Raw genomic sequence first — 12,280 nt, 5'->3', positions numbered from 1 at the left:
CTGATGGTTCTTCTGAAGAAGTTCCTGTTAAAGTTGTCGTGAATCCAAATGATTCTCAAGACAATACACCTGGATATGGTTCTAAAGATAACGGTTCAACACCTGTTAAACCTGGTACGTCTACTCATATCCCACAAGTTGGTGATAAGGAGTTACCTCCTGGCACTGAATTCGAAGTACCTTCGGACAAAGTTCCAACTGACTGGACTGTAACAGTTGATCCTAAAACTGGTGACTTAACTGTGATTCCACCGAAGGATGTTAAACCTGGTACAATGGTTGATATTCCTGTTACTGTGAAATATCCTGATGGTACTATTGAGGAAATTATTGTTAGTGTTATAGTTGAAGATGAATGTGATGATTCAGCTACTCGTGCAACTGATATGACTATGAATAAAGGTCAAACTAATATGAATGGTCAAACTGTTGATAAAGCTAGTCAATCACAAGCAACAAACACTACAGAAAGTTCTAAAGATAAAATGATGAATAAAGGAAACAATACTCAAGCAAAAGTATTACCAGATACTGGTGAAACACCTGCTGAAAATGCTACTTTATTCGGAAGCTTATTCGCAGGACTTGGCTCATTATTCTTATTCGGTCGTCGTAAAAAAGAAGAAGAAGAACAATAAAATATAATGAGTAATGAGGGTCTGGAACATTAATGTTCCAGACTCTTCATTTTTAATTTTAATTAAAATAAAATGATTATTTTTATATTTGTCTATACATATTTGAATACAGATTGAAAAAAGATTTATATACATATATTGAAATTGAAAGGAATGAAAGAGCGTGAATGCTAAGCAGCAAATCAAACAAATTATAAATGAACATTCTGATTATGAAAGATTATTTATAAGTATTGGCTATCCTAAAGTTAAAGCCGTTGTTAAAAGCTTTAAATTATCGAATGTTAATCAAGTGGTTAAATTTTTAGAAACATATCGTAAGAAGAGTGGTAAAGCACCTAAATGGATTAAAATTGATCTTGTAACATCTACGGAAGATATTCAATTTGATGATTTAAAAGAAGCCTTAGTTCATACAACTAGAAATTATGTTGAGTATGGTTTTACATTAGATTCCAATTGGAACCTTGCATTTTTACCAGAAGAAATAAATAGTAATGCCTTTATTAGACCAACAAACAAGATAGGTACATTCATACTTTCTGAGAAAAATATCAATCATTATTTAAGAAAGTATAAGAAGAATTACAATTTATATTTACACAAAGATTATGAAGGCAAAGTTGTTACTAAATTCTATACGAAAAGTTTCTTTATTGAAGGCGAACAGTTGATTAATTTAGAACATGAAGGCTCTGAAAAAGGATTAAGACCGGTTGATGATCTTTCTGTTGAAATTGATCGTATGATTCAATCAAATACAGATTATTTGATGAACCTTATACAAGATAACGGTAAGTATCATTATGGCTATTTTCCTCACTTTGATATCAACATAAATACTTATAACAATCTATGTCATAGTTCAACAACTTATTCATTTATTAAATCATTATCTTATTTAAAGAAGAATGTAAGTATTGCTAAGAAACCGATAGATTACATTATCAATCATTATTTATATAAACACGAAGGTGCAACATATGTATTTGATGATACGAACTATATTAATGAAATTAAATTAGGTCAGAACGCTGCATTTATACTTGCTGTATGTGGTTATATACAATATGGTCGTTCGAATAAGAAGTATTTAAAAACAGCTCAAAATGTTGCGAAAGGCTTAGTAAATATGATAGATGAGAATGGTGAAACAACTCATGTTATGAATTATCCAGATTTAACAGTTAAAGATTCATTTAGAGTCATTTATTATGAAGGCCAAGCAGCTTTAGCGTTATTAAAATTATATCAACTGGATCATAATGAAGAATGGTTGAATACTGCCAAATTACTTTATGAAAAATTTATTCAAAAATCATATTGGAAACACCATGACTACTGGTTAAGTTATAGTACAGAAGTATTGATTCAAATAGAACCAGAAGAAAAATATTATCAATTTGCTTTTCAAAATTTAGGAGAACATTTGAAGAACGTACAAAATCGTCAATCTACAGATCCATTATTACTAGGCATGTTAATGGCTACATATAATATAGTAGAAAGTGCGAAACAACATGAACAAACAGAGTTAGTTAAACAATATATTGACGTAGATTTATTGGTTGATACGATTCATAGAAGAGCGGATTATATGAGGACTGGATATTTTTATCCTGAGATTGCAATGTATTTCCAAAATCCAGAACGCATATTAGAGGCATTCTTTATTAAACATGAAGGTTATCGTGTCGAAATAGATGATATCGAGCATTACTTAACGAGTTATGTAGAGTATTTAAAAGTATTCAATCAATAAGAAAATCCTACCTTTTCCATAGTAATGGAGTAGGTAGGATTTTTATTGGATTTGTATGAAATTATTCTCTAATCTTACCATTTCTATACATTGATTTAGCAATGTAACCAAATGGTACGTTAGATAATGTTGTGAGCAGTTTTAAGAAGTATGTCGTAAAGAATATTTCAAATACAACATTGTTCGGTAAGTTACCATAGAATGCAATCAATACAAAAATCGCTGTATCTACAATTGAACTTACAACTGTACTTCCGTAAGCTCTTATATAGAATGTTCTATCTGATGAGAATTTCTTCTTAATTAATGTGAATAGTAATACATCTAAATGTTGACCAATGATATATGCAATGATGGATCCAAGTGCAATTCTTGGTACAATATTAAAGATTGTTTCAAGCGCTTCTTGAGAGATATCTTCCTGTGCAGGAATAAACGCTAAAGAGCACTGTAATAATATAACCATGACGATTACTGAAGAAAATCCAAGCCAAACTGCTTTTCGTGCTTGTTTTCTACCATAGATATCGTTTAATATATCTGTTGCAAGATATATTGATGCGAACATAACATTTCCAAGTGTTGCACTAACTGAAAAGAGTTCTACTGTTTTAATAACCTGTATATTTGCTATAATAGTACCTATAGCAACCCAAACGAACAGGCCTGTTTTTCCAAAAAACCGGTATAGAACGAGCATCAATATAAATGTAACGAAGAAAGTTCCAATACCTATTAATTCATTATACATAACTTTGTTCCTCCTAAATTTTGATATAGCGGGTGTTTAGAAACCGCGATAATCGAACTTATCTATTATACGGCTCAAAGTTATAAAAATCAATAAGCTTTATCGTAAACAATTTGTATGATGAATGTTATAATAACGGTCTAGTAAGGGAGTGACACTCATTTTAGCTCAAGAAGAGAAACAAGCAATTAAACAAATAGATCAATTGATGGAAACATACTGTAAAGGGTGTTTATTAAAGACACATTATAGGGAAACTAAAGGTAAACACCAAGCACATCAGTATTGTATATCGGAATGTTCAATCGGTATACGTATTAAACAACTAGGTAACAAGTTGCAATAAGGAGGATATTATGGAAATTGTTAGAGTTGAACCGACACCAAGCCCAAATACGATGAAAATCGTTTTATCATTTAAGAAAGAAGATAGGTCTTCAAATACTTATACTGAAGTGAATGATCATAATCCAGAATTCATTAACCGTATTCTTCAATTAGATGGTATTAAATCTGTATTCCATGTTATGGACTTTATCGCTGTAGATAAACGTCCAAAAGAAAACTGGGATACTTTACTTAAAGACGTTACATCAGCCATCTCAGGTTCAAATCAAGAAGGGGACTTTGCTGAAAATCAAGTGAATGAACATTTCGGTGAAGTAAAAGCTGAAGTCTTAAAGTTTAAAGGTATACCTTATCAAATTAAATTAACAACACAAGAAGAAGAAAAACGTAAACAACTTCCTGAAATTTATATTGATGGTATGCTAAAAGCGACGAAAGACTCAGATAACGTTGTCTTTTTAAGAAAATGGGAAGATTTAGGTGTACGTTACGGCGAAGTAGAGGAAGTATTAGCAACCGTTCAAGAAGAAATATTAGCTTTGTACCCTAAAGAGAAATTAGAGGCTTTAGTTGAAGAAGCTTTAACAAGTGACATTACCATTCCTGAAAAGCAATTTGTACACGTTGATAAAGAAACGTTTGAACAAGAAGAGGATTGGAAAGTAAAATTAAGAATGTTAAATGACTTTCCAACACCAACAGAAGACGATTATCCATTATTAGATGTCGCGTTAAATGATGAAAAGCCACAAGTACGTAGAATGGCAATCGTGCTATTAGGTATGATTGAATCAAAAGAAACGTTACCTTACTTATATAAAGGTATGAAAGATAAAGTTGTATCTGTTAGAAGAACAGCTGGTGACTGTTTAAGTGATTTAGGATTTAAAGAAGCATTACCAGTGATGATAGAAGCATTAGAAGACCCTCAGAAAATTGTAAGATGGCGAGCAGCGATGTTTATATTTGATGAAGGCGATGAAACTGCTTTAGAAGCATTGAAAAAAAGACAAGACGATCCAGCATTCGATGTTAAATTGCAAGTACAAATGGCAATTGAAAGAATCGAAAATGGTGAAGAAGCATTAGGTTCTGTTTGGAAACAAATGGCTAATAGAAAGAAAGAGGGATAAAATATGAATGCATATGAACAATACATGAAAGAACTCGCTCAACCAATGAGAAGTGAATTAACTGGACAAGGCTTTGAAAGTTTAGAATCAGCAGAATCTGTTAAAGAATATATGGAGAATGCACAACCGAATGAAACAACATTTATCGTTGTAAACTCTGTATGTGGATGTGCAGCTGGTTTAGCACGCCCTGCAGCTGTTACAGTAGCCCAACAAAATGATAAAAAACCTTCAAGAATTGCTACAGTATTTGCTGGACAAGATAAAGAAGCAACTGAAACAATGAGAGAATATATCGCACAAGTACCATCAAGCCCATCAATGGCATTATTTAAAGGTAATGAACTTAAATACTTTATGCCACGTGAACATATTGAAGGAAGAGATATCCAAGAAATCTGTTTGGATATTAAAGACGCTTTTGATGAATACTGTGACTAATATTCGTATCACAACTGCCGTTAAAACAAATGCATCTCTCTACAAACAAGTAGAAGATGCATTTTCTGTGTTATCTCAATTAGAATCCATACAGAATGTTCAAATCATAAAGCGAAGAAAATTAACGATTAATCAATTGTTTCAACGAGATACGACACCATTAATTGTATTTGAAAGTAGTGGACCTAAACTTTATTTCACACCAGATACACCGATATATTTTCATTTAGATACTGTCAAAGTTAAATTGCATATGATGAAACAACATAAGATGCCAGTACTCATTGAAATGTTAGATGAAATAACAACAGGCTTTAAAACATTTAATTTCATAGATGGCACAATGGGATTTGGGCGAGATACTTATTTAATATTAAAGCATTATCAACAAGCAAATGTGTATGCAATAGAACAAAATCCACTTATCCATTATGTTATTTCTGAAGGCATGAAACGCTATTTAACAGAAGATGAATTAAGCCGAATCCATTATATAAACGATGATTATCATCATTGGATAGAACAACATCCAGAAATGATTGACATCCTATATTTAGATCACATGTTTGAACAGACACTCGAGGAAGACGGTAGAATGGGGGAACTTTCACGCAATATTGAAATACCTTCAGAAATCAAAAGTGTATCGGAGTTCAAATATTTAATCGTAAAAGCACATTATAAAAGTGAGATTTTCAAGAATTTTAATACGATACAATGTATAAGAAAAAGTACTAAAACACATTATGGACTGAGAATAAATCAAGGTTATAAATATGAGTGATGTTGGAGAATATGAGAAGAAAGTCTTCGTGCGTTTGGACCTTATTTGGTACCTCAGCGCACGATATCTTTGAGTCTTCGTGCGTTATGGCCTGATTTCGTACCTCAGCGCACGATATCTTTGAGTCTTCGTGCGTTATGGCCTGATTTCGTACCTTAGCGCACGATATCTTTCAGTCTTCGTGCGTTATGCCCTTATTTTGTACCTCAGCGCACGATATCTTTGAGTCTTCGTGCGTTATGGCCTGATTTCGTACCTTAGCGCACAATATCTTGCAGTCTTCGTGCGTTATGGCCTGATTTCGTACCTCAGCGCACGATATCTTTGAGTCTTCGTGCGTTATGGCCTGATTTCGTACCTCAGCGCACGATATCTACGAGTCTTCGTGCGTTTGGACCTTATTTGGTACCTCAGCGCACGATATCTTTCAGTCTTCGTGCGTTATGGCCTGATTTCGTACCTCAGCGCACAATATCTTGCAGTCTTCGTGCGTTATGACCTTATTTGGTACCTCAGCGCACGATATCTACGAGTCTTCGTGCGGAGACATGCGTAATTTCAACACAACCTAATTCTATTATATTATATGCAAAAAACTGGGACAATTGATTGTCCCAGTTTTTTCATATTACCCCTTATTGATACTATTCTGTAATGCACATACTGATCATATAGCATAATAATAAGAAAAACCCTAAAGTAGCAAAAATTTCATTCATTGAAATAGCCTCCTTCGTTTTGTTAGCTCTTTGTTCATTTATAACCATTATACCTAATAATCGTTAAATTTTCTATATTATATCAGTAGTAAATTACCGATAATTTCGTTAATATAGTAACAGGAGAATATGAAAAAGAGGTGCTCAAATGAATAACTTTGATAAAGCGTATCACGATTTATGTAAAAGGGTATTAGAAGAAGGCGAGAATAAGGACGATAGAACGGGTACGGGTACGATTTCTATATTTGGTCACCAAATGAGATTTGATTTATCTGAAGGTTTTCCTTTATTAACAACTAAAAAGGTTTCTTTTAAATTAATTGCAACTGAGCTTTTATGGTTTATTAAAGGCGATACAAATATAAGATATTTATTACAATATAAGAATAACATTTGGAACGAGTGGGCTTTCAAAAAATGGATTGAAAGTAATGAGTATGATGGTCCTGATATGACGGACTTTGGACGCCGTTCTTTAGTTGATGATGAATTTAACGAACAATATAAAGCACAACTTGCGATATTCAAAGATAAGATTCTGAATGATGATGAATTTATGATAAAATACGGTGACTTAGGCAATGTTTATGGTAAACAATGGAGAGATTGGAAAGATCAAGATGGTAATCGATTTGACCAACTAAAGACTTTAATTGAAAACATTAAACAAAATCCTAATTCAAGACGCCATATTATTTCTGCTTGGAATCCAACAGAAATTGATACGATGGCATTACCACCATGTCATACATTATTCCAATTTTATGTGAAAGACGGAAAATTAAGCTGTCAATTATATCAAAGAAGTGCAGATATTTTCTTAGGTGTGCCTTTTAATATTGCAAGTTATAGTTTATTAACACATTTAATTGCTAAAGAATGTGGATTAGAAGTTGGCGAGTTCGTCCATACATTTGGTGACGCGCATATTTATAAGAACCATATAGATGCAATTAATGAACAACTTTCAAGAGATTCTTACGATGCACCTAAGCTTAAGATCAACACTGATAAATCATTGTTTGATATTGAATACGAAGATTTAGAAATTGACGGTTATGAATCACATCCAAGTATTAAAGCACCTATTGCAGTTTAAAAAGGAGTAATTTAAATGAAATCAATAATAGTTTGTCATGATCAAAATCGCGTAATTGGCTTAGACAACAAGATGCCATGGCATTTACCAAATGACTTAAAGAGAGTTAAAGCATTGACGACTGGAAACACAATCGTGATGGGAAGAAAAACATTTGAATCTTTAGGTAAGCCATTACCGAATAGACGTAATGTTGTTTTAACGACAAATCCATCTTTTGAACACGAAGGGGTCGATGTGATTCATTCTTTAGATGAAATCGATCAACTTGAAGGACATATCTTTATCTTTGGTGGCCAAGGACTTTATGAACAAATGATGGACCGCGTTGACGATATGTATGTAACAGTAATTGAAGATAAGTTTCAAGGTGATGCCTTTTTCCCTCCATACGACTTCAAAGATTGGACGGTTCTTTCATCTGAATCTGGCGAACTCGATGAAAAAAACACTTTACCACACACTTATATGCATTTGGAAAGGAAAAAATAGTATGTTAAGAACGACGAAAACACTCAGTTATATTGTAGGTTATGCTGCACTTGTATCTTCTCAATTAAACAAAGTTAAGCATAAGAAGACATTGATTAATGATGTCCGTAAACAAGATGAAATGATCTTTTTATATGCGAAAAGATGGGCTTCACGTATTCTAGATTCAGCTGGTGTTACAACACACTTGTCTGGCAACACAGAACCATTTGATGAGCCTGTATTATACATTTCAAATCATGAAGGTAATTTTGATATTCCTGTATTAATTAATCATTTACCGCAACCATTTGGATTTATTTCAAAGACAGAAGTTCAAAAAATTCCGTTTTTAAGTCCATGGATGGAAGAAATGAATTGTATATATTTAGATCGTTCAAATAGACGTGCAAGTTTACAAATGATAAAAGATGGTATTAATAAATTAAAAGAACAACATTCTTTATTAATTTTTCCTGAAGGTAGTAGAAGTAAAGGTGGAGAAATGCAAGAATTTAAAGCAGGTTCTTTTAAATTAGCTAAATCAGCCAAAGTAAAAATTGTACCTATTGCGATTTATGGGACGTCTAACATTATGGAAGCTCAAGATTCTAAAAAAATGGTCCCTGGTGATGTTTATGTACACATTCTAGACCCAATTGAGCCTTCAATTTTTGAAGATAAGACCATGCAAGAAGTAAGCCAATTTGTACAAGGAAAAATTAGTAATACTGTTCAATCATTAAAGGAGAATCATTATGTCAAAAATTAAAATAGTTGTTGATTCGACGACAGATTTATCAGCAGAATATTTAGAAGAAAATAACATTACTGTCGTACCCCTAAATATACTTATCGATGGTGTTACGTACGTAGACCAAGAGGATATTAGCTCAACAGAATTTCTAGAAAAAATGAAAGACGCTAAAGAATTGCCTAAAACAAGTCAGCCTCCAATTGGTAAAATTGTTGAAACATATGACGCATTAGGAGCAGATGGTTCTGAAATTATTAGTATTCATATGACTTCTGAGTTATCTGGAACATTTAGTGCAGCTCAGCAAGCAGCTCAAATGACAGAAAGTAAAGTTACAGTTGTGGATAGTAAATTCATTTCATTAGCTTACGGCTTCCAAATTGAAGAAGTTGTGAAGATGATCAACGCAGGTAAAACTGTTGAAGAAATCGTCGAAGAAATTGAAGTGATTAAAAATAATTTAAGACTATTTGTAGTCATTGGTAATATCGACAACTTAATTAAAGGTGGTAGAATCGGTAAAGCGAAAGGCTTACTCGGTTCATTGATGAATATTAAACCAATCGGCGAATTGATTAACGGAAAAATCGAAATGATGCATAACGCAAGAACTCAAAACGCTATTGTTAAATATTTAATGAAAGAATTAGATGTCTTCTTAGAGAAGAAAGAACTTATAAAAATAGGTATTGCTGATGCGAATGCAGAACAATTGATGACGAAATTGATGAATACAATTAAAGAAAAGAAAAATTTCCACTTATTTGATACTGCAGTGACGACACCAGTCGTTTCAACGCATACTGGTGAAGGTGCAATTGGTGTGTTCTTCTATGGAAAATAAACATTGGATGAATCATAGAGCTTGGTTTTATGCTTTTATTATATTAATTATTCTAATACTTGTTGCTCTAGCTTATGTATGGTCTCAAATTTCAGACGATACAAACCATCCAACCATCAACACAGAACAAACTAAGAAAGATTTCACAATTTCTTTTGATAATGCACAATTAGAATCGTTAATGAATGCTTCTATGAAAGATTATGATATTCAATCACGCATCACTAAGAAATCATTGTCATTTGATACACGTACTAAAATTTTAGGTAAAGATATTGATATAACACTACAAACGAAACCTAAAAAATTAAATAACGATACAATCTATTTCAAAATTCAATCGATAGATATTGGTAAATTAAATATTTCAAATCCATTTATTCTATCTCAAATCAAAAAATATAGTGAACTTCCACCATATATTCATGTAAATCCTAAAGATGAATCATTCAATTTATCTTTAGATCAGTTGGATATTGATAATGTTGAGTCTATACAAATTCAAACATTAGATATTTCAGACAAAAAATGGTACTTTGATATTAAGTTAAAGTAACTTAACATCATTAAAGGAGGTACAACTATGGCATATGCAACGTTAGCTGGGGGATGTTTTTGGTGTTTAGTTAAACCTTTCAATGAATTCCCTGGTATTATTAAAGTGACTTCCGGATATAGTGGTGGTCATGTTGAAAATCCAACTTATGAAGAAGTTTGTACAAATCAAACTGGTCATGTTGAAGCTGTTCAAATTGAATACAATGAAGATGAAACAGACTTTGAAGCTATTTTAGATATATACTTTAAGACCTTTGACCCAACAGATAATAAAGGTCAGTTCTTTGATAGAGGCGAAAGTTATGAACCTGTTATTTTCTACCACGATAAAGAACAAGAAGAAATAGCACATAACAAAATCAATCAATTAAATGAACAAAATATTTTTGATAAACCAGTCATTACGCCAGTTAAACCATACAAGAACTTTTACCCTGCGGAAGACTATCATCAAGATTATTACTTGAAGAATCCAGCACATTATCAAGGGTATCAACAAGGTTCTGGACGTAAAGCATTTATAGAAAAGTATTGGGGGCGTTAAAATGCTTAAAAAAAGTAAAGATGAATTAAATGAAATGGAATATCTTGTAACTCAACAAAATGGTACAGAACCACCTTTTCAAAATGAATATTGGAATCACTTTGAAAAAGGTATTTATGTAGATAAATTATCAGGTAAACCATTATTCACTTCAGAAGAAAAATTTGAATCTGATTGTGGTTGGCCAAGTTTTTCAAAAGCGTTAGATGATGAAGAAATTATCGAACTTGTTGATAAAACACATGGCATGATCAGAACTGAAGTACGATCTGAAGATTCAGATAGTCATTTAGGTCATGTCTTTAATGACGGTCCTAAAGAATCTGGTGGCTTAAGATATTGTATTAATTCAGCTGCTGTACAATTTATTCCATATGATAAATTAGAAGATTTAGGGTATGGAGAATTAATAAATCATTTTAAAAATTAGAGGAGTCGATTGTAATGTTTAAAAAATTATTTGGCGGTAACAAATCAAAAGATACAAATGTTGAAGTATTTGCACCAATTTCAGGTGAATATGTAGCAATTGAAGATATTCCAGATCCAGTATTTGCTCAAAAAATGATGGGTGAAGGATTCGGTATTAAACCAACAGAAGGTGTAGTAGTAGCACCATTTGATGGAGAAGTTGTGAATGTATTCAAACCTTCAAATCACGCTGTAGGTATTAAAGCAGCTAACGGATTAGAAGTATTGGTACACGTAGGTTTAGAAACTGTTCAATTAGGTGGAGAAGGCTTTGAAGCACTTGTTAATACTGGTGATACAGTTAAACAAGGCGATGAGTTATTAAAATTCGACATCGAAACAATCGAATCAAAAGTAAAATCAGTAATCAGCCCTGTAATTATTACAAACACAGATGACGCTGAAGAAATTAATATCGAAAAATTAGAAAGTCTAGTTAAAGGTGAAACTAAGGCTATTGATGTGAAAATGAAATAAATGAAACAATATTCTTTCTATCAATACGCACTAACAAAACGAAGTGAAAAAAGCGAAGTAGGTAAGTTGGCAGATTTAATCTTCCAAGACTTATCATTCCCTAAATTCACAAACGATTACCACACTCTTTCAGATTACTTAGAAACAGAAGCCATGTTCACACAACCAATGAGCGTCTTCGATGACTTATTCGAATCATACGAAGAATGGTTGAAATTCTAAGGTAAAATAAAACACCTCATTTTCAAGCGGAAATGAGGTGTTTTTTCGGTTTGTATAGTTGGATGATGGGGGCTAACTATCATTATTTTGAATTCTGGTAATTAGAATGCTGTAACTTCCATTATTCTGAATTCTGGTAATTAGAACGCTGTAACTTCCATTATTCTGAATTCTGGTAATTAGAACGCTGTAACTTCCATTATTTCGAATTCTGGTAGTTAGAATGCGCTAACTTTCATTATTCTGAATTCTGGTAAT

General features: G+C 32.5%; 16 protein-coding genes. 15 read left to right on the top strand and 1 reads right to left on the bottom strand.

What is annotated here, in order from left to right; all coding sequences use genetic code 11:
- Both LQ694_RS15250 and LQ694_RS15245 read left to right on the top strand, forming a co-directional pair.
- Positions 1-638, top strand: a 638-nt coding sequence (locus LQ694_RS15250; protein WP_239772192.1) for a YPDG domain-containing protein, incomplete at its 5' end; no start/stop codon positions are given.
- A 163-nt stretch (positions 639-801) separates the two neighbouring features.
- Positions 802-2,400, top strand: a complete 1,599-nt coding sequence (locus LQ694_RS15245) for a poly(glycerol-phosphate) alpha-glucosyltransferase (protein ID WP_218696546.1) — start codon at positions 802-804, stop codon at positions 2,398-2,400.
- Between the two features lie 61 nt (positions 2,401-2,461).
- Here LQ694_RS15245 and LQ694_RS15240 read toward each other — a convergent pair whose 3' ends face one another.
- Positions 2,462-3,151, bottom strand: a complete 690-nt coding sequence (locus tag LQ694_RS15240) for a queuosine precursor transporter (RefSeq protein WP_049318858.1) — start codon at positions 3,149-3,151, stop codon at positions 2,462-2,464.
- 151 nt (positions 3,152-3,302) lie between these two features.
- On the opposite strand from LQ694_RS15240, the gene LQ694_RS15235 reads away from it, so the two are divergent.
- From LQ694_RS15235 to LQ694_RS15175, 13 genes are all read left to right on the top strand, one after another.
- Positions 3,303-3,497: a zinc-finger domain-containing protein gene (locus LQ694_RS15235; RefSeq protein ID WP_049318859.1), complete on the top strand. Its 195-nt coding sequence runs from the start codon at positions 3,303-3,305 to the stop codon at positions 3,495-3,497.
- A gap of 10 nt (positions 3,498-3,507) precedes the next feature.
- On the top strand, positions 3,508-4,632 hold the full coding sequence (locus LQ694_RS15230; RefSeq protein WP_239772190.1) for a virulence factor: 1,125 nt from the start codon (positions 3,508-3,510) through the stop codon (positions 4,630-4,632).
- 3 nt (positions 4,633-4,635) lie between these two features.
- Complete coding sequence (locus tag LQ694_RS15225; RefSeq protein ID WP_025906276.1) at positions 4,636-5,073, top strand: BrxA/BrxB family bacilliredoxin; 438 nt, start codon at positions 4,636-4,638, stop codon at positions 5,071-5,073.
- Entirely contained in the window at positions 5,057-5,857 is an 801-nt protein-coding gene (locus tag LQ694_RS15220) for a class I SAM-dependent methyltransferase (protein ID WP_196968258.1), read from the top strand. Before LQ694_RS15225 ends, LQ694_RS15220 begins: the two co-directional genes overlap by 17 nt.
- Positions 5,858-6,724: 867 nt before the next feature.
- Entirely contained in the window at positions 6,725-7,678 is a 954-nt protein-coding gene (locus LQ694_RS15215; RefSeq protein WP_058611279.1) for a thymidylate synthase, read from the top strand.
- Between the two features lie 15 nt (positions 7,679-7,693).
- Positions 7,694-8,170 (top strand): dihydrofolate reductase, encoded by a 477-nt coding sequence (locus LQ694_RS15210; RefSeq protein WP_096791434.1) that lies wholly within the window; start codon positions 7,694-7,696, stop codon positions 8,168-8,170.
- A 1-nt stretch (position 8,171) separates the two neighbouring features.
- On the top strand, positions 8,172-8,921 hold the full coding sequence (locus LQ694_RS15205) for a lysophospholipid acyltransferase family protein (protein ID WP_096791433.1): 750 nt from the start codon (positions 8,172-8,174) through the stop codon (positions 8,919-8,921).
- On the top strand, positions 8,908-9,750 hold the full coding sequence (locus LQ694_RS15200; RefSeq protein WP_049318869.1) for a DegV family protein: 843 nt from the start codon (positions 8,908-8,910) through the stop codon (positions 9,748-9,750). The genes LQ694_RS15205 and LQ694_RS15200 overlap by 14 nt, the downstream gene beginning before the upstream one ends.
- Positions 9,740-10,306: a DUF2140 family protein gene (locus LQ694_RS15195; protein ID WP_070368898.1), complete on the top strand. Its 567-nt coding sequence runs from the start codon at positions 9,740-9,742 to the stop codon at positions 10,304-10,306. The genes LQ694_RS15200 and LQ694_RS15195 overlap by 11 nt, the downstream gene beginning before the upstream one ends.
- A 27-nt stretch (positions 10,307-10,333) precedes the next feature.
- Positions 10,334-10,852, top strand: a complete 519-nt coding sequence (gene msrA, locus LQ694_RS15190; protein ID WP_058611283.1) for a peptide-methionine (S)-S-oxide reductase MsrA — start codon at positions 10,334-10,336, stop codon at positions 10,850-10,852.
- Between the two features lies 1 nt (position 10,853).
- A complete protein-coding gene (gene msrB / locus LQ694_RS15185; protein ID WP_218696550.1) occupies positions 10,854-11,282 on the top strand; it encodes a peptide-methionine (R)-S-oxide reductase MsrB in 429 nt (142 codons plus the stop codon).
- Positions 11,283-11,296: 14 nt separating this feature from the next.
- Positions 11,297-11,800: a PTS sugar transporter subunit IIA gene (locus LQ694_RS15180; RefSeq protein WP_025906286.1), complete on the top strand. Its 504-nt coding sequence runs from the start codon at positions 11,297-11,299 to the stop codon at positions 11,798-11,800.
- A complete protein-coding gene (locus LQ694_RS15175) occupies positions 11,801-12,022 on the top strand; it encodes a YozE family protein (RefSeq protein WP_025906287.1) in 222 nt (73 codons plus the stop codon).
- The last annotated feature ends 258 nt before the right edge of the window (positions 12,023-12,280 follow it).

Origin of the sequence: Mammaliicoccus sp. P-M58 (assembly GCF_022386165.1) — a bacterium.
Classification (GTDB): Bacteria; Bacillota; Bacilli; order Staphylococcales; family Staphylococcaceae; genus Mammaliicoccus; species Mammaliicoccus sciuri.
Note: the sequence above shows the minus strand (reverse complement) of the source record. Positions and strands in the feature narration are given on the sequence as shown.

Bases quoted from the DNA above. Each gene is read 5' to 3' on its own strand.
- LQ694_RS15180 (WP_025906286.1), top strand. From the start codon at position 11,297: ATGTTTAAAAAATTATTTGGCGGTAACAAATCAAAAGATACAAATGTT.
- LQ694_RS15210 (WP_096791434.1), top strand. From the start codon at position 7,694: ATGAAATCAATAATAGTTTGTCATGATCAAAATCGCGTAATTGGCTTA.
- LQ694_RS15225 (WP_025906276.1), top strand. From the start codon at position 4,636: ATGAATGCATATGAACAATACATGAAAGAACTCGCTCAACCAATGAGA.
- LQ694_RS15195 (WP_070368898.1), top strand. From the start codon at position 9,740: ATGGAAAATAAACATTGGATGAATCATAGAGCTTGGTTTTATGCTTTT.
- msrB (WP_218696550.1), top strand. From the start codon at position 10,854: ATGCTTAAAAAAAGTAAAGATGAATTAAATGAAATGGAATATCTTGTA.
- LQ694_RS15175 (WP_025906287.1), top strand. From the start codon at position 11,801: ATGAAACAATATTCTTTCTATCAATACGCACTAACAAAACGAAGTGAA.
- LQ694_RS15205 (WP_096791433.1), top strand. From the start codon at position 8,172: ATGTTAAGAACGACGAAAACACTCAGTTATATTGTAGGTTATGCTGCA.
- LQ694_RS15215 (WP_058611279.1), top strand. From the start codon at position 6,725: ATGAATAACTTTGATAAAGCGTATCACGATTTATGTAAAAGGGTATTA.
- LQ694_RS15240 (WP_049318858.1), bottom strand. From the start codon at position 3,151: ATGTATAATGAATTAATAGGTATTGGAACTTTCTTCGTTACATTTATA.
- msrA (WP_058611283.1), top strand. From the start codon at position 10,334: ATGGCATATGCAACGTTAGCTGGGGGATGTTTTTGGTGTTTAGTTAAA.
- LQ694_RS15230 (WP_239772190.1), top strand. From the start codon at position 3,508: ATGGAAATTGTTAGAGTTGAACCGACACCAAGCCCAAATACGATGAAA.
- LQ694_RS15220 (WP_196968258.1), top strand. From the start codon at position 5,057: ATGAATACTGTGACTAATATTCGTATCACAACTGCCGTTAAAACAAAT.
- LQ694_RS15200 (WP_049318869.1), top strand. From the start codon at position 8,908: ATGTCAAAAATTAAAATAGTTGTTGATTCGACGACAGATTTATCAGCA.